This is a genomic window from Janthinobacterium sp. GW821-FHT03C10 (assembly GCF_059420865.1).
Window position 1 is genome coordinate 69563 of sequence record NZ_JBWKUN010000009.1, and the last position, 15820, is coordinate 85382.

Annotated in this window: 11 protein-coding genes; 3 read left to right on the forward strand and 8 right to left on the reverse strand. The window is 62.9% G+C overall.

Annotated elements, in window-relative coordinates; genetic code table 11:
• Positions 1–12: 12 nt before the first annotated feature.
• The 3 genes from AC07VH_RS25340 to AC07VH_RS25350 all read right to left on the reverse strand — a co-directional run bounded on the left by AC07VH_RS25340 (position 13) and on the right by AC07VH_RS25350 (position 5338).
• Positions 13–1668: a methyl-accepting chemotaxis protein gene (locus tag AC07VH_RS25340; RefSeq protein WP_494788845.1), complete on the reverse strand. Its 1656-nt coding sequence runs from the start codon at positions 1666–1668 to the stop codon at positions 13–15.
• Positions 1669–2111: 443 nt separating this feature from the next.
• A complete protein-coding gene (locus tag AC07VH_RS25345; protein WP_494788844.1) occupies positions 2112–4256 on the reverse strand; it encodes a DEAD/DEAH box helicase in 2145 nt (714 codons plus the stop codon).
• Between the two features lie 200 nt (positions 4257–4456).
• Positions 4457–5338 (reverse strand): alpha/beta fold hydrolase, encoded by an 882-nt coding sequence (locus tag AC07VH_RS25350; protein ID WP_494788843.1) that lies wholly within the window; start codon positions 5336–5338, stop codon positions 4457–4459.
• A 135-nt stretch (positions 5339–5473) separates the two neighbouring features.
• Between AC07VH_RS25350 and AC07VH_RS25355 the strand changes: the two genes are divergently transcribed.
• Entirely contained in the window at positions 5474–7090 is a 1617-nt protein-coding gene (locus AC07VH_RS25355; protein ID WP_494788842.1) for a M28 family peptidase, read from the forward strand.
• 117 nt (positions 7091–7207) lie between these two features.
• Here AC07VH_RS25355 and AC07VH_RS25360 read toward each other — a convergent pair whose 3' ends face one another.
• The 3 genes from AC07VH_RS25360 to AC07VH_RS25370 form a co-directional block, all read right to left on the reverse strand.
• Positions 7208–7624, reverse strand: coding sequence for an SRPBCC family protein (locus AC07VH_RS25360; protein WP_082654475.1), 417 nt, complete (start codon positions 7622–7624; stop codon positions 7208–7210).
• Positions 7625–7764: 140 nt separating this feature from the next.
• A complete protein-coding gene (locus AC07VH_RS25365; protein ID WP_489628998.1) occupies positions 7765–8463 on the reverse strand; it encodes a dienelactone hydrolase family protein in 699 nt (232 codons plus the stop codon).
• 88 nt (positions 8464–8551) lie between these two features.
• Positions 8552–11503, reverse strand: coding sequence for a DUF6701 domain-containing protein (locus AC07VH_RS25370; protein ID WP_494788841.1), 2952 nt, complete (start codon positions 11501–11503; stop codon positions 8552–8554).
• A gap of 115 nt (positions 11504–11618) precedes the next feature.
• Here AC07VH_RS25370 and AC07VH_RS25375 point away from each other — a divergent pair, with 115 nt between their 5' ends.
• Complete coding sequence (locus tag AC07VH_RS25375) at positions 11619–12623, forward strand: GlxA family transcriptional regulator (RefSeq protein WP_475417917.1); 1005 nt, start codon at positions 11619–11621, stop codon at positions 12621–12623.
• 4 nt (positions 12624–12627) lie between these two features.
• On the opposite strand, the gene AC07VH_RS25380 is transcribed toward AC07VH_RS25375, so the two are convergent.
• Together AC07VH_RS25380 and AC07VH_RS25385 are read right to left on the reverse strand one after the other, a co-directional pair.
• The gene (locus tag AC07VH_RS25380; RefSeq protein WP_489629003.1) at positions 12628–12861 is read right to left on the reverse strand and encodes a hypothetical protein; all 234 of its coding nucleotides are present in this window, start codon (positions 12859–12861) and stop codon (positions 12628–12630) included.
• A 116-nt stretch (positions 12862–12977) separates the two neighbouring features.
• Complete coding sequence (locus AC07VH_RS25385) at positions 12978–14084, reverse strand: S-(hydroxymethyl)glutathione dehydrogenase/class III alcohol dehydrogenase (protein WP_494788840.1); 1107 nt, start codon at positions 14082–14084, stop codon at positions 12978–12980.
• A gap of 216 nt (positions 14085–14300) precedes the next feature.
• On the opposite strand from AC07VH_RS25385, the gene AC07VH_RS25390 reads away from it, so the two are divergent.
• The gene (locus tag AC07VH_RS25390; RefSeq protein ID WP_494788839.1) at positions 14301–15749 is read left to right on the forward strand and encodes a PQQ-dependent sugar dehydrogenase; all 1449 of its coding nucleotides are present in this window, start codon (positions 14301–14303) and stop codon (positions 15747–15749) included.
• The last annotated feature ends 71 nt before the right edge of the window (positions 15750–15820 follow it).

Here is a 15820-nt window from a genome sequence, read left to right on the forward strand (position 1 = left end):
GGGATGATCGTCTTAGCGTGCCTTCAGCAAGGCCCGCGACGCGACGCCAGCGCCCACGCTGCGCCCCACGCCGGCAGCCTTGCGCTTGGGCGAGGCCTTCAATTTGAAGATGCCGATCGACTGGGCCACGCTCTCCGTGCGCTGCGCCAGGCTGGTGGCGGCGGCGGCCGCCTGCTCGACCAGGGCCGCATTCTGCTGCGTGATGCCATCCATGTGGATGACGGCCTGGTTGACCTGGCCGATGCCCTGGTTCTGCTCGCGCGTGGTCGAGGAAATCTCGTCCATCACTTCCGTTACCCGGGCCACGGAGGCGATCACTTCCGTCATGGTGGCGCCCGCATTGCTGGTCAGCACGCTGCCCGCATTCACGGTGGCGATCGAATGGTCGATCAGATTCTTGACCTCTTTCGCCGCCGTGGCAGAACGCTGCGCCAGGCTGCGTACCTCGCCCGCCACGACGGCAAAGCCGCGGCCGTGCTCGCCCGCGCGCGCCGCTTCCACGGCCGCGTTCAAGGCCAGGATGTTCGTCTGGAAGGCGATGCCGTCGATGAGGCCGATGATGTCGAGAATCTTGCGCGACGAAGAGCTGATCTCGTCCATCGTGGTGACCACTTCGCTGACGATGGTGCCGCCCTTGGCCGCGACGGTCGATGCCTGCGCCGCCAGGTCGTTGGCCGTGGCCACATGGTCGGCGCTGTTTTGCACGGTCGACGTCAGTTCTTCCATGCTGGCCGCCGTCTGCTCCAGGCTGGAGGCCTGCGACTCCGTGCGGCTGGACAAGTCCATATTGCCCGTGGCGATTTCCGCCGTGGTGATGCGGATATCCTCGAAGTTGGCGCGCACGTCGCCGATGATGCTGTGCAAGTTGATGTTGGTCTGGCGCAAGGCTGCCATCAATTGACCCATGTCATCGTCGCGCACCTTGTCGATGACGCCCGTCAAGTCGCCACCGGCCATCTTGCGCGCCACCGTGATGGCGTCGCCCAGCGGCGCGACGAGGGAGTTGTGCAGATGGGCCCAGAAATACAGCATCAGCGCCACGGCGGCAGCAGCAGCGCCGCTGAGCCAGCTGCGCGTGGCCGTACCCGTGTCGCCGTCGATATTCCACACGGCGCAGCCGAGGATGGCCAGCACCACGCCAAAGACGATGCAATGCAGGGCCAGGTCTTGCGACAGGGTCAGCTTGCGCCACTCGGCCAGCTTGGCGGCCCAGCCCTGACGCACGACGCGGCCATTGCGGATCGCCAGGTTGGCGCTATTGCCGTCTTTAAAACTTTTATACAGGGCTGCCGCTTCGTTGATCTGCTCGCGCGTGGGCTTGGTGCGCACGGACATATAGCCGATCGGGCGGCCGTTTTCGATGACGGGCGTGATATTGGCGAAGACCCAATAGAAATCGCCATTCTTGCAGCGGTTCTTGACCATGCCGGTCCACGGCATGCCCGTCTTGATGGTGTCCCACAGGTCGGCAAACGCTTCGGCCGGCATATCGGGATGCCGCAGGATATTCTGTGGCGCACCCAGCAGTTCCATTTCTGAAAAACCGCTGACCTCAATGAAATACTGATTGGCGTAATTGATGTTTCCCTGTAAATCCGTGGTGGAAACAATCGTCATGCCTTCATTTAATACGTATTCATTTTGCGTGATAGGCGTATTGACCCGCATCGTCGCTCCTCTATTTTTTTCAACTAGCATAACAAAAACATAAAAACAATATACCACATCAAGCACCCATGATATATCGCCTCGGCGACAGTGACGCTGGTCAAACAATTTAATAAAAATCAATTCATTTATGTTTTAGAATTTACTTTGACTCAACTTGATTGATTTTATTGAAATACAAAATTTAAATTGCGCGCAGATACAATAATTAATAAAAAATTATGTATCGATGCGGCAGGCAATAAAGACGGTGCTTGCGCCGATAAAAAAAATGCACAAGCGCCGTAATAAGCGCCGGCCCATGGCGGGGCCTGCCGGCAAGCATAATGCGGCAATCCCAATCGTTTCTTGAGGGAAAATAAAAACTGGCGCGAACGTGCCAGTGGGGGAACTGTCTCCAATCCGCGACACAGGCGCCGGGGAGGCGCCTGGGAAGGGACAGCTTACTTGAATGATTTACGCGGTGGCGATTTCGGACGCGGTGGCGCAGGCTTGCGCTCCGTCGTGCCGTCATCGAGGCTGATGCGCAGTTTCTGGCCCGACACCACGACCGATTTCAGGTGGTCGAGGATTTCCGGCGGCATGCCTTCCGGCAGGTCCAGCACGCTGTAATTGTCAAAGATATCGATGCGGCCGATATGCTTGGCTTCCAGGTTCGCTTCGTTGGCGATGGCGCCCACGATGTTGCTTGGCGTCACGGCGTGCTCACGACCCACTTCGATGCGGTAAGCCGTCACGCCCGGGCGTGGACGTTCCTTCTTCGGCGCGCGCGGCGCAGGTGCTGCCTCGCCCGCATCCGCTGGCGCGGACTTGGCGGCGAACGGCTTGCGCGGCGCGGCTGGCGGCGCCAGGTCCGGCGCGTCGCCGTCACGGCTGATGCGCAGCTGCTGGCCCGCGACCCACACGGTTTTCAGCTGGTCCAGCAATTCTTTCGGCATGCTGTCCGGCAAGTCCAGGACACTGTAGTCGTCATAGATTTCGATGCGACCGATGTTTTTCGAATCGATGCCCGCTTCGTTGGCGATGGCGCCCACGATATTGCCCGGTTTTACGCCATGTTGATGACCTACCTCAATACGGAACGTCTGCATGCCGGCGTCGGCTGGACGCTGGATGCGTTCCTTTTTCGGGAAGGCCGGGCGTTCGCTGCGCTCGTTGCGGTCGAAGCGGTCATTACGTTCGAAACGGTCATTACGCTCAGGGCGGTCAAAACGGTCCTGGCGCACGGGGCGGTCGTCTTGCCACGTTGCTTGCTCGCGCGCCTTGTTCTTGTCCAGCAACAAAGGCACATTGCCACGCGCCATCTTGGCCAGCGCGGCGGCGATTTCGATGGCGGGAATGTTCTGTTCGCGTTCGAAATCCTCGATCAGCGACTGGAACTGCTCCAGTTCGCCCAGGGCCAGGGTTTCGCTGATCTGCTCCTTGAACTTGGCGATACGCACGTCGTTGACGGCCTGGATCGTCGGCAGTTCCAGCATGCCGATCGGCTGGCGGGTCGAGCGTTCGATGGCTTTCAGCAAGTTCTTTTCACGCGGGGTGATGAACAGGATCGCTTCGCCGCTGCGGCCGGCGCGGCCCGTGCGGCCGATGCGGTGGGTATAGCTTTCCGGATCGTGCGGCACGTCGTAATTGACGACGTGGCTGATGCGCTCGACGTCCAGGCCGCGGGCGGCCACGTCGGTTGCGACCAAAATGTCGATCTTGCCGTCTTTCAACTGCTGGATCGTGCGCTCGCGCTGGGCTTGCTGGATGTCGCCATTGATGGCGGCGGCCGAGAAGCCGCGGGCTTGCAGCTTGCCGGCCAGCTCTTCCGTGCCCAGCTTGGTGCGGGCGAAGATGATCATGCCGTCAAACGCTTCCGCTTCCAGGATGCGCGTCAGCGCGTCGAGCTTGTGCATGCCCGACACGAGCCAGTAGCGCTGACGGATGTTGTCGGCCGTGCCCGTCTTGGCGGCGACCGTCACTTCGGCCGGGTTCACCAGGTAGGTGGTGGCAATGCGCTTGATGACGGAAGGCATGGTGGCCGAGAACAGGGCCGTTTGATGGCCTTCCGGGGTTTCTTTCAAGATACGTTCAACGTCGTCGATAAAGCCCATGCGCAGCATTTCATCGGCTTCGTCCAGCACCAGGGTTTTCAGCTTGGACAGGTCGAGCGAACCCTTGTCCAGGTGATCGATGACGCGGCCCGGGGTGCCGACGATGACGTGCACGCCGCGGCGCAGGGCCGACAGCTGCGGGCCGTAGCTTTGGCCGCCGTAGATCGGCAGCACGTGGAAGCCGGGAATGTGGGCGGCGTACACCTGGAACGCTTCGGCGACCTGGATGGCCAGTTCGCGCGTCGGTGCCAGGACCAGGGCTTGGGGTGAGCTTTGTTTCAGATCGATGCGCGACAGGATAGGCAAGGCGAAGGCGGCGGTCTTACCCGTGCCCGTTTGCGCCTGGCCCAGCACGTCGCGGTTGGCGAGCAATAATGGAATCGTGGCCGCCTGGATAGGCGACGGTGTTTCGTAACCGACATCCTTGAGCGCGCGAACCAGCGGCTCGCTCAGGTTAAGGTCGGAAAATAAGGAAATTGGTGTATCAGACATGAAATCACTCACAAGTTCGCTCGAATCGCCCAATGCGAAAGAGTGTATCTGCTAGTTTACTCTTTACTGGACCATACCGGGTGGAACGAGGCGGCAGAACGCCATTTTTTGCATCCTAAAACGCAGAAAAATCGGCGATCCGCACGCAATTGGTGCAAAAACCAAGCAATATTATGTGTTTTGCAATAGATTCAGCTGTTTTACAGATGCGCCTCGATATTGCTTGCCGCATCGACCGAGTGGCGCAGGAACTCCAGCAAGTCCTCGTTCAGGCGGTCCTTGTGCGTCGTCGCCAGGCCGTGCGGCGCGCCCGCGTACACGAGCAATTTGCTGCCGATGATGAGCTCAGCCGTGCGCCGCGCCGAGGCGGCGATCGGCACGATCTGGTCGTCGTCGCCATGGATCACCAGGGTCGGCACGTCGAATTTGGCCAGGTCGCTGGTGAAATCCGTTTCCGAAAATTGCTTGATGCATAAATACGATGCCGGCATGCCCGCCTGCATGCCCTGCAGCCAGAAGTGCTCGCGCACGCCGTGCGACGGCGTGGCGCCGGGCCGGTTGTAACCATAGAAGGCCTCGCTCAAGTCGCGGAAGAACTGGCTGCGGTCGGCCTGCACGCCGGCGCGGATGGCGTCGAACGCGGACAGCGGCAAGCCCAGCGGGTTATCGGCGGTTTGCAGCATCAGCGGCGGCACGGCGCCCACCAGCACGGCGCCGGCCAGGCGCCCGGTGCCATGGCGGCCGATGTAGCGCGCCACCTCGCCGCCGCCCGTCGAGTGACCGACGAGGGTGGCGCCCGCCAAGTCGAGTGCGTCGATCAGGGCGGCCAGGTCGTCGGCATAGGTATCCATGTCGTTGCCGCCGAAGGGCTGGCTGGAACGGCCATGGCCGCGCCGGTCGTGCGCGATGACGCGATAGCCGCGTGCGGCCAGATAAAACATCTGGTCTTCCCAGGCATCGGACGACAAGGGCCAGCCGTGGCTGAAGACGACGGGCGGGCCGCTGCCCCAGTCCTTGTAGTAGATCAAGGTGCCGTCGGCGGTACGCAGGGTGTTACTTGAATGCAAGTCAGGGCTAGTCATGGAACGCTCCTTGTCGGTGGGCCAGCGGCCATTGTGGCCGCAATCGGCTTGCGCACGCCGCGCGCTACGCCAGGGCATTGCGGTAGAGTAAGATTGCCGCTGCTTTGCTTTCTCGTATTCACTTTTGGAGTTGTCATGCGCTTTCCCTTCGTCCTCGCCGCCAGCCTGTTCAGCACGGCCGCCCTCGCCCAACCGCTCGTCGCCGAAGCGCCCCTGCGCGCCCATTTGTCCTTCCTGGCCGACGATTTACTGGAAGGACGCGGCACGGGCCAGCGCGGCGGCGACCTGGCCGTGCGCTACCTGGAAACGCAGGCGGCCGTAGCCGGCTTGCAACCGTTACAGGATGGCAGCTACCGCCAGGCGCTGACCATCGTCGGCAGCAAGGCCTTGCCATCGAGCAAAGTCACCTTCAGCGCGGGCGGCAAGACCATGTCTCCCGCCTTCGGCAAGGACATCGTCTTTGGCGCGGCGAATGGCCAGCAGACAGTGGCGTTCGACGCGCCCGTGGTGTTTGCCGGCTACGGCATCCGCGCGCCCGAGGAACGCTGGGACGATTTCAAGGGCGTCGATCTGAAGGGCAAGCTCGTCATCATGATGGTCAACGACCCGCAGCCGACCGCCGCCGAACCAAACCGTTTTGCCGGCAAGTCCCTCACGTATTACGGCCGCTGGGTCTACAAGTACGAGGAAGCGCTGCGCCAGGGCGCCGCCGGCGTCTTGCTGATCCATACGACCGAATCCGCTTCCTACCCATGGTCGGTGCCCGCCAACGGCTTCGGCCACGAGCGCTTCAGCCTGGCCGGCGCGGGCAATGCGATGGAAGGCTGGCTGCAGGAAGACATGGCGCGCGCGCTGTTCCAGCAAGCCGGACAAGACCTGGACGCCTTGCGCGCCCAGGCCGAAACGCGCGAATTCCGCCCGGTGGCCCTGAACGCGACGGTCAAGGTGGCATTGAACAGCCAGATCCGCAGCATCGAGCAATTCAACGTGGCCGGCATCGTGCCGGGGACCGACCCGAAACTCAAGGACGAAGCCGTCATTTACTCGGCCCACTGGGACCACCTGGGCAAGGATGACGAAGGCAGCGCGCGCGCAGGACAGAGCGACCATATCTACAACGGCGCCATCGACAATGCCTCGGGCGCGGCGGCCCTGCTGGCCATGGCGCAAGTGGCCGTGAAACAGCCGGCGCGCCGCACGCAGATCTTCCTGTGGCCGGCCGGCGAGGAAACGGGCATGCTGGGCAGCACGGCCTACACGCGCGCGCCCCTGTGGCCGCTGGCCAAGACGGCCGCCGACCTCAACCTCGACAGCATGAATTTCGTCGGCAAGACGCACGACATCGGCGTGGCCGGCGCCGAGCGCAGCAGCCTGTACGCAAGCGCCGCCAAGGTGGCCAAGCGCATGGGCCTGCGCCTGGCGCCAACCATCCCCGACCTGTCCGGCGCGTTTTACCGGGCCGACCATTTTGCCTTCGCCAAGGCCGGCGTGCCGGCCTTCAACGTGGGCTCGGCCGTGTTTTCCGGCGACGGCTCGTTCGACTTCGTCCACGAGCCGAAGGCGTCCAGCGAACGCCTGGTCGCCTTCAAAAAGGATTACCATCAGGTAACGGATGAGTACCACCCGTCGTGGGACTTGTCGGGCATGGTGCAGCAGGCGCAGTTCACCTTGAACCTGGGCTACGAAGTAGCGAACGACAAGAATTTGCCGGTGTGGAACAAGGGCGAGGCATTTGGAAAAGTGAAGCGCTAACGTCAAGCGTAGGTCGGATTAGCGGGGCATCGCCCCGCTAATCCGACAACATTGTTAGCGCCGGTGGTGGTGTCGGATTACGCGGCGTAGCCGCTAATCCGACCTACGCTCTTTGATTCAAATCGCCATGATGCGTTTCAGGTCGACGAATGCCGTCTCGTACAAATGCTGGAACGCGCCCACCATGACCTCTTCCACGCCTTCGGCCGCGTCGAACTCGCTCGACCATTGCGCCACGCACTCATTCGCGCCCGGTTCGCCCGTGACGCGCAGGGTGGAACGGTAGTTCTTGACGGGGATCGGGCCCGAGACGATGGTGTAGCTGTAGCTCTTGTCCGCTTCGCTGTAGCTTTGCAGGCGTTCGGCGATGATGGCGCCGTCCGTGGTTTTCAGGCGGCGCACGCGGCCGCCGTGTTCGGACAGGCTGGTCTTGATGGAGCTCGACCATTCAGCCAGCGACTGGAAGCCGCCGATAAAATCCCACACGCGTTCGGCGCTTGCCGCCAATGTTACAGAAACAATTACTTGGGCCATCTTTAATTCGGTTCCTCATCCAGGTTTGCCGGGCGCCGCGCCCGGCCGGCCGGAGTTGCCCGGCACAGCCGCTATTTTAGCGCCCATGCGGCTTTGCTGCTGAGCAAACCATGGCAACCGGCCAGCCTGGGCTGGCTCTCTTATAGATTTTCCGCCAAGAAAATCAAGGAATTGCCGTGCGCGTGGGCTGCGGCGCGCTGCTGGTAGCTGTCGCGGTGGGTGCAGTTGAAACCGTGCTCGGCGCCCGGGTAGATATGGATTTCCACGTCTTGCCGGTCTTCGAAGCGCTCGGCGATCTTTTGCACGGCTTCCGGCGGAATATGGCTGTCCTGGCCGCCGAAATGCATGAGCAGCGGCACCTGGATCTTGTCGGCCAGGTCCAGCTTGTTCTGGATGCCGCCGCCGTAATAGGCGATGGCCGCATCAACTAGGCCAGCCGCGGCCGTCTGGAACGACAGCCTGCCGCCGAAGCAGTAGCCGACCGAGGCCAGCTTGCCCGTCACTTCCGGGCGGGCGCGCAGGACGGCGACGGTGGCGGCGATATCGGTATTGGCGTGCGGATTGTCGGTGGCCTGCATCAGTTCGACGGCGCGCTTCCAGCCATCCGCGTCATAGCCCAGTTCGATGTGCGCGCCGGCGCGCCAGAACAGGTCGGGCACCAGCACCACGTAGCCATCGGCCGCGTACTGGTCGGCCACGGCGCGGATGTGCTCGTTGACGCCGAAAATTTCCTGCAACAGGATGATGGCGGGCCCCTTGCCCACGTGCGGCACGGCCAGGTAAGCCTGAAAGCTGCCGTCCGGGCCGGCGATATCGATCCACTGCGAAGTTGTGCTCATAGAAACTCCAGTCTGAGGTTGGGGGAAATGCCACAGCCAGGCATGTTACTGGTTTTTCCCCCTTTCTGCGCCCACCCTTTGTTCTGGCTCAATACATCTCGCGCAGGTAAATCACGGGACCCGATTTGAAGACGCCAAAGACGACGGTGCCCACCGTGCTGGGCAAGTAGGGATGACCGGAGACGGAAACGTCGACGCTGCCGGTCTTGCCCGCGCCGGGTGCCGCCAGGGTCAGGCGTTTATTCAGCGGCAAGACGCCCTTGTCGACCGTATAAGTAATAGTAGTGCCAGCGGGGAATGCAAAGTCCTTGCACTCCAGTGTTTTCTTGCAATTGGCAAACACCACCTGGGTGTTGCCGAACGCGCTGATGCTGTCGAGCAGACTGGTGACCCAGGTCTTGCCGTCCCAGTACTGCGCCTGCACCGCCAGCCGCACGGGATAGCGCTCGGAACCGTAGTCATGCGGCACCATCAGGCGGCCCGTGAGCACGGTCAGCTGCGCTTCCTTGCCATCAACTGGCGCCGAACTCACCGTTCCGGCGGTAGGAAAAGCATGGGTCGCGCGCAGCAGCAGGCCCGTCGGCGAGGCCAGTGCTGTCGGTTCTTTGGGTACGGCGTAGGCGGCAGGGAAGCTGTAGGCGATGGGGCGCGTGGCAACGCCATTGCTGAAACTGGTGACGGGGACGCCCGTCACGGCCGCAGGTGCTTTTGCCCCATCCGTCAGCGTGCTGCCCGATGGCGCCGTGGGTGGATAACTGTTCTTCCCCGTGGCCACGTCATACGGGAGCAGCGTCACTTGCGTTTTGTTGATGTCGTCATTCCTGGCGTCAAAATTCTTGGTGTCCACGCCACCCGAGGTCTGGGCACGGATGGTCAGATCGAAGGGCTGGCGCGAGTACACGGCGCGGTCGCCGGAGCAGGCGAGCGGCGCGCTGCACGGGAAAGGAAACTCCGTCTTCGCCCCCCCCGGGAGGTCCACTTGCTTGATAACCAGTTCCGTCACGAAATGATGCGGATAAAAGAGCACTGGGTCGCTCGGTCCCGGCGACGTCAGGCTGCTGCCCAGATAACCGTTTTGCAGCGCAGCCGTGAAGTTGATCTTGCCCACTTCGGGCCAGACCAGCGGCGGCGCCGTGATGACGCCCCCTCTTTTCACGAAATCGAGATCGCCGCCAACCTCTGGATTGGCTACGCCTGTATAGAGCGGCGCCAGCAGGATACGATTGAGCACGACTTTTTGCACGGCGACACCGCTTTCGTTGCCGAAATTCTTCGTCACGGCACCGAGCGCGTTGACGGCCGACAGCATGATGGTCGCACCGGGCGTCAAGGGCGCCGCCGCCAGGCCCGCGCGCTGCATCGGCGCCAGCTTCGTGAACAGAAATTTCGCTGGCGCCACGATGACCGTGCCGCTGCCGCTCATCTCCAAACCTTTATCGCTGCCGCTGTCCGGCTTGTAGGAGGCTGTCAGCAGCAGCGCTCCCGCATCGGCATACAGCATGTTCGGCTTGGCCACGCCATTGGCGCCGAACGTTACCGTCACCTTGGTGCTCGACCCGGCGCAGCTGCTCTGGTCGTTGGCCGCCAGGGCAACATAACTATTTTTGGCACTGTCAAAGATGCGCGCAGGCAATGTCCCCTTGTCCGGATTGCTGTACGCACAAGTCAGGTTCAAGTCCTTGTTCTGGTTGGCGAACATGGTCACGCAAGCGGTCGGATCGTTGGGCGCTACTTGCAAGGCGCTGATTTCCAGTTCGCCCGCCTCTTCCGCGTAGCGCGGGAGGCCGCTCACCTGGAAGCCGCTGGAGAGAAAGCTGATCTGGCAATTGCTCGTATTGCCGCCGCTCTTGCACACCAGCGCCCCCGTCGTGGCGGGCGTGCTGACCAGGCTCAGCGTGGCGATGCCCACCGTGGTCTGGCGCACCGCGACATTGGCGTTGACGCCGCTGGTATCAATCTGCGTCGGCACGCCGCCAGGGCTGACGGTGACGCTGGGGCTGGGACTACCCTTGTAGACCGCGCTGCAGCTGGCATCGGCGCAGGCCGTCACTTTCACCGTGGGTACCTGGCAAGTAAGCGCCGTCAGCGGGTGGTCTATCTGGAAATGGTGCAGTCCGCTCGGCGTACTGGGTCCGCACTTCGGCCCCATCGGTTCATTGAAAGCCCAGCCGCTGTTGTTGGTCACGCAGCTGCACGGGTTCGACGGCGTATACGCCTTGCAAGTGATGGTTTGCTGCACCCGGCCCTGCCAGCCCAGGGTGATGTGGTCGACCTTGGCGTTGCCCGTGATATAGGCGTTGGACGAGTCGAGCGTGACCTCGCCGGCATCGACGTTGCCCTTGATACCATTGCCGGAAGCGATCGACAAGGAATTGCTCGCCTCTACATTGCCCGTGACGAGCAGGCCCGACGCCTTCAGGTCGATCGTCGGCGATTTCAGGTTGCCCGTCACCTGGCTGCCGGAACCGATAGTCAGCGAGGTGGTCGCCGTGATATCACCCTGGATGCGGGTACTGGCGGCCAGGATATTGACCACGGTGCCGCTGATGGGACCGTTGATGACGGAACCCGAGGCGATTTCCACGGGCCCCTTGGCGCTGATCTTGCCCGTCACCGTGACGTTGTTCGAGCCCATCTTGATGGTCGTGGCGGAGATATTCGCCGTGATCGTCTGTTCCTGCGCGCCCATGAGGAAGGTGCCGCCCTCGGCGCTCAAGCTGCCCCCCGTCACCTTCAGGTTCGGCGGATTGATATCCTTGATGTCGAGATTGCCCTTGACCGTCAGCGCGGCATTGCCGCTCATCGTCAAGCCCTGGTTGTAGCTCATCGCCAGGGAACTGTTGACCGTCACGCCATACGCGCTGCCGATGACGATGACGTCGGTGGAACCCAGCGCCAGCGAAGCGCACGTGTATTGCAGGCCATCCGTGCTCAGGCTGCAGCCGCTGACGGCACCGCCATTGAAGTTGAGCGTGGCCGCTTGGGCAAGGGATGAGCCCAGCAGCAATGTCAGGGCGGCAAAAATGTGGAGTAAGCGCACGATATCGAGGAATCCGGTGGGTGGGGAGCCAGCGGGCGCGCGGATTATTTCATGCTAACCTACGCCATCGCTGTTGTTGCATTATGGCAGTATTTATCCCCCTCGCGCATATCGCATGATCAAGCAAAGCCCCAAAGAATTTCCCCTGCGCACGGTCGATATCATCGTCTATCCCGGCTTCAAGGCGCTCGAAGCCATCGGCGCCATGAAAGTGTTTGACTACGCCAACACCCATCTGCGTCTGCGCAAGCTGCCCGGCGGCTACGACGTGCGCATCGCCTCGACGGCCATCGGTCCGGTCGAGTCCGACACGCTGATGTCGCTGCACGCCAGCAAGACGCTCGATGCGCACCGCCTGCCCGACCTGGCCGTCATCGTCGGCTGCCACCACGTCGAGCAGGTGCTGCAAGACATTCCCGCCCTCGCCGCCTGGGTGGCTGCGGCGGCGCCCCGCATCGACACCCTGGCGGCCCTGTGCACGGGCTGCTTCTTCCTGGCCGAGGCGGGCGTGCTCGACGGCAAGAGCGCGGCCACGCACTGGAGCGCCGTGGACAGCCTGCGCCAGCGCTACCCCTTGATACAGGTCAATGCCGATGCGATTTTCGTGCGGGAAGGCAAATTCTGGACGTCGGCCGGCGTGACGGCCGGCATCGACCTGGCGCTGGCCCTGGTGGAAGACGATTTCAGCCGCGATATCGCGCTGGAAGTAGCGCGCGACCTGGTCGTGTATCTGAAGCGGCCCGGCGGCCAGTCGCAGTTCTCCGTGCACCTGTCGAGCCAGATGACGACGCATCCGACCATCCGTCAGTTGCAGGGCTGGATCATGGAACACCTGGCCGACGAGCTCACGGTGCCGCTGCTGGCGGCCAGGCTGGCCATGAGCGAGCGCAATTTTACGCGCGTGTTCCAGCGCGAAACGGGCACCAGCCCCACGGAATTCATCGACACGGCCCGCTTCGAAGCGGCGCGCCGTCTGCTGGAAGACAATGTGTCTTCCTTAAAACAGGTGGCCGTGCAGGCGGGCTTGCATAGCGAGGACAGGCTGCGCCGCCTGTTTCAAAAGAAACTCGCCATCACGCCGCGCGATTACCGCGAACGTTTTTCCAGCACGGCGCGCTAGGATTTCAGCGCGGCTTGCCGTGACGCACGTGGCGCGTGGCCAGTTGACGGCTCTGCCGGGCCAGCGGTGTAAACAGCAGTGCGCATAGCAAATACGTGGCCAGCAGCGCCAGCCAGATGGCGGGCGTGGCAAGGGTGGCGGCATTGCTCCACCACAAGGCCAGCAGGGAAGACAGGGCCGCGCCGAGGAAGACGGGCAACATGCGGCGCAAGGTCGCGAGGTAGGCAGTGGCAAACATGAACGGCTCCCAAAGCAAGGCGGTATGCCTTCACACTAGCAGGGGCAGGCAGCGAAGTACAGCCTGCCGCCCTGCCCCGCCCGTCAAGTGTTGCGCAATGAGTACATCCGATAAAATTAGTACAACACGACGGAACGGATCGATTCGCCGCTCTTCATCAGGTCGAAGCCTTCGTTGATGCGTTCGAGCGGCAGGCGGTGCGTGATCAGGTCGTCAATGTTGAGCTTGCCTTCCATGTACCAGTCGACGATCTTCGGCACGTCCGTGCGGCCGCGCGCGCCGCCAAAGGCGGAACCGCGCCATTCGCGTCCCGTCACCAGTTGGAATGGGCGGGTGGAAATTTCCTGGCCGGCCGCCGCCACGCCGATGATGAACGATTTGCCCCAGCCCTTGTGCGTGCATTCGAGGGCCTGGCGCATCAGGGTCGTGTTGCCCACGCATTCGAAACTGTAGTCGGCGCCGCCGTCCGTCAGCTGCACGATGGCGTCGACGACGTTTTCCATCTCGTTCGGGTTGATGAAATGCGTCATGCCGAACTTGCGCGCGATGGCCTGGCGCGCAGGGTTGATATCGATACCGATGATCTTGTCGGCGCCGACCATCTTGGCGGCCTGGATCACGTTCAGGCCGATGCCGCCCAGACCGAACACGGCCACGTTGGCGCCCGCTTCCACCTTGGCCGAGAACAAGACAGCGCCCACGCCCGTCGTCACGCCGCAGCCGATGTAGCAGACCTTGTCGAAGGGCGCGTCTTCGCGGATCTTGGCAAGCGCGATTTCCGGCACGACGATGTAATTGGAAAAGGTGGACGTGCCCATGTAATGGAACAGCGGCTGGCCGTTCAGGGAAAAGCGGCTGGTGGCGTCCGGCATCAGGCCGCGGCCCTGCGTCGAGCGGATGGCCTGACACAAATTCGTCTTTTGCGACAGGCAGAACTTGCACTGGCGGCATTCCGGCGTGTACAGGGGAATGACGTGATCGTCCTTTTTCAGGGTCGTCACGCCCGGGCCCACGTCGACGACGATACCGGCGCCTTCATGGCCGAGGATGGCGGGGAAGATACCTTCCGGATCGGCGCCGGACAGGGTGTAGTAATCGGTATGGCAAATGCCCGTGGCCTTGAGCTCGACCAGCACTTCGCCGGCGCGCGGGCCGGCCAGGTCGACTTCTTCGATGGTCAGCGGGGCGCCCGCCTTCCAGGCAATCGCGGCTTTGGTTTTCATGGGGTGTCTTCCTGCTCGGTTTCAGATGCGCCATTATCGGGCGCAGGCGGGCACAGCGGCGTAGCTGGCCCCGCGCTTGTCTGAAAACGCGGCGCATTTGTCCGATGCCGCCGCACGTTTGCGCCAGCTCAATCTTCCCGGCATACAGAGGCGCATTCTTGGCGCAAGCCTAACTCCGCTTGAGCACCCATTGCCGCGTTCCCGCAGGAGACTGATATGCGCCCTATTTTTCGATGCCAGCAGACCTGGCTGGCCCTGCTGCTGGCATGCTGCCTGGCCCTGCTTGCCGCCTGCGGCGGCGGCCATCACCACCCGGCGCCAGGCGCGACCACGGGCAACCTCACCGTCACCATCGGCGGCTTGCCGGCCGGCGTGGCGGGCGCCGTCACGGTCACGGGGCCCGCGTCGTACAGCAAGACGCTGACGGCCACCACCACGCTCACCAGCCTGGCGCCCGGCGCCTACGCCATCAATGCCGCCAGCGTGGCGCAAGGCACGGGAACCCTGGCGCCCACGCCCGTCACCCAGCAGGCGCAAGTCACTGCGGGGGCCACGGCCAGCGCCAGCGTCCTGTATGCGGCGGCCGCGCCGCTGCTCCTGCGCCTGCAGGAAGTGGCCAGCGGACTGGATGCCCCCATCTTCCTCACGGCGCCACCCGGCGACAGCCGTCTTTTCATTGTGGAGCGTCCAGGCCGCATCCGCGTGGTGCAGAACGGCGACCTGCTGGCCACGCCCTTCCTCGACGTCAGCACGCTCACCACCACCAGCGGCGAACGGGGCCTGCTGTCGATGGCCTTCCATCCGCAGTACGCGAGCAATGGCTATTTTTTCATCTACTACACCAACCTGGCCGGCGATATCGTCATCGAGCGCCGGCAAGTGTCGGCCGGCAACGCCAATGTGGCCGATCCCCTGTCCGCGCTGACCATCCTCACGATACCGCACCCCACGTTCAGCAACCACTATGGCGGCCTGCTCAGCTTCGGGCCGGACGGCTATCTATATGCGGGCACGGGCGACGGCGGCAGTGGCGGTGATCCGCCAGGCAATGCGCAAAACACGAATGTGCTGCTGGGCAAGCTGCTGCGCCTGGACGTCAACGCCAGCACGGTAGCCCAGCCGTACGCCATTCCGCCCGGCAACCCATTTGCCGGCACGGCCGGCGGGCGCGGGGAAATCTGGGCCTACGGCTTGCGCAACCCCTGGCGCTACGCCTTCGACCTGCCGGCCCAGCTGCTGTACATCGCCGACGTGGGCCAGGCCAACTGGGAAGAGGTCGACGTGCGTCCCGTAGGCCAGGCGGGCAACAACTATGGCTGGAACATCATGGAAGGCGCACACTGCTACAACAGTGCCAGCTGCAACCAGGCGGGGCTGGTCCTGCCCGCCATCGAATACGGCCACGATACGGCCGGCGGCTGCTCGATCACGGGCGGCTATGTGTACCGCGGCACGGCCTTGCCGGAACTGGCGGGGCAATACCTGTATTCGGACTACTGCAGCGGCTGGCTGAAAAGTTTCAGCTACAGCAACGGTGCGGCATCGGCCGTGACGGACTGGGGCATCACCAACGTGGGCAACATCCTGTCGTTCGGCCAGGATGCGCAACACGAGCTGTACATGCTGAGCGGCACGGGCAAGGTGTACAAGATCATACGTAAATAAGCGTGCGCCAATGAAGCGCAGCCACGCACGTGGCTGGGGCCGTTTTTCGACGGGGCGCGGGGAACCGGCTA

Coding starts and splice junctions, on each gene's coding strand:
- AC07VH_RS25340 (WP_494788845.1), bottom strand. CDS start 1,668: ATGCGGGTCAATACGCCTATCACGCAAAATGAATACGTATTAAATGAA.
- AC07VH_RS25345 (WP_494788844.1), bottom strand. CDS start 4,256: ATGTCTGATACACCAATTTCCTTATTTTCCGACCTTAACCTGAGCGAG.
- AC07VH_RS25350 (WP_494788843.1), bottom strand. CDS start 5,338: ATGACTAGCCCTGACTTGCATTCAAGTAACACCCTGCGTACCGCCGAC.
- AC07VH_RS25355 (WP_494788842.1), top strand. CDS start 5,474: ATGCGCTTTCCCTTCGTCCTCGCCGCCAGCCTGTTCAGCACGGCCGCC.
- AC07VH_RS25360 (WP_082654475.1), bottom strand. CDS start 7,624: ATGGCCCAAGTAATTGTTTCTGTAACATTGGCGGCAAGCGCCGAACGC.
- AC07VH_RS25365 (WP_489628998.1), bottom strand. CDS start 8,463: ATGAGCACAACTTCGCAGTGGATCGATATCGCCGGCCCGGACGGCAGC.
- AC07VH_RS25375 (WP_475417917.1), top strand. CDS start 11,619: ATGATCAAGCAAAGCCCCAAAGAATTTCCCCTGCGCACGGTCGATATC.
- AC07VH_RS25380 (WP_489629003.1), bottom strand. CDS start 12,861: ATGTTTGCCACTGCCTACCTCGCGACCTTGCGCCGCATGTTGCCCGTC.
- AC07VH_RS25385 (WP_494788840.1), bottom strand. CDS start 14,084: ATGAAAACCAAAGCCGCGATTGCCTGGAAGGCGGGCGCCCCGCTGACC.
- AC07VH_RS25390 (WP_494788839.1), top strand. CDS start 14,301: ATGCGCCCTATTTTTCGATGCCAGCAGACCTGGCTGGCCCTGCTGCTG.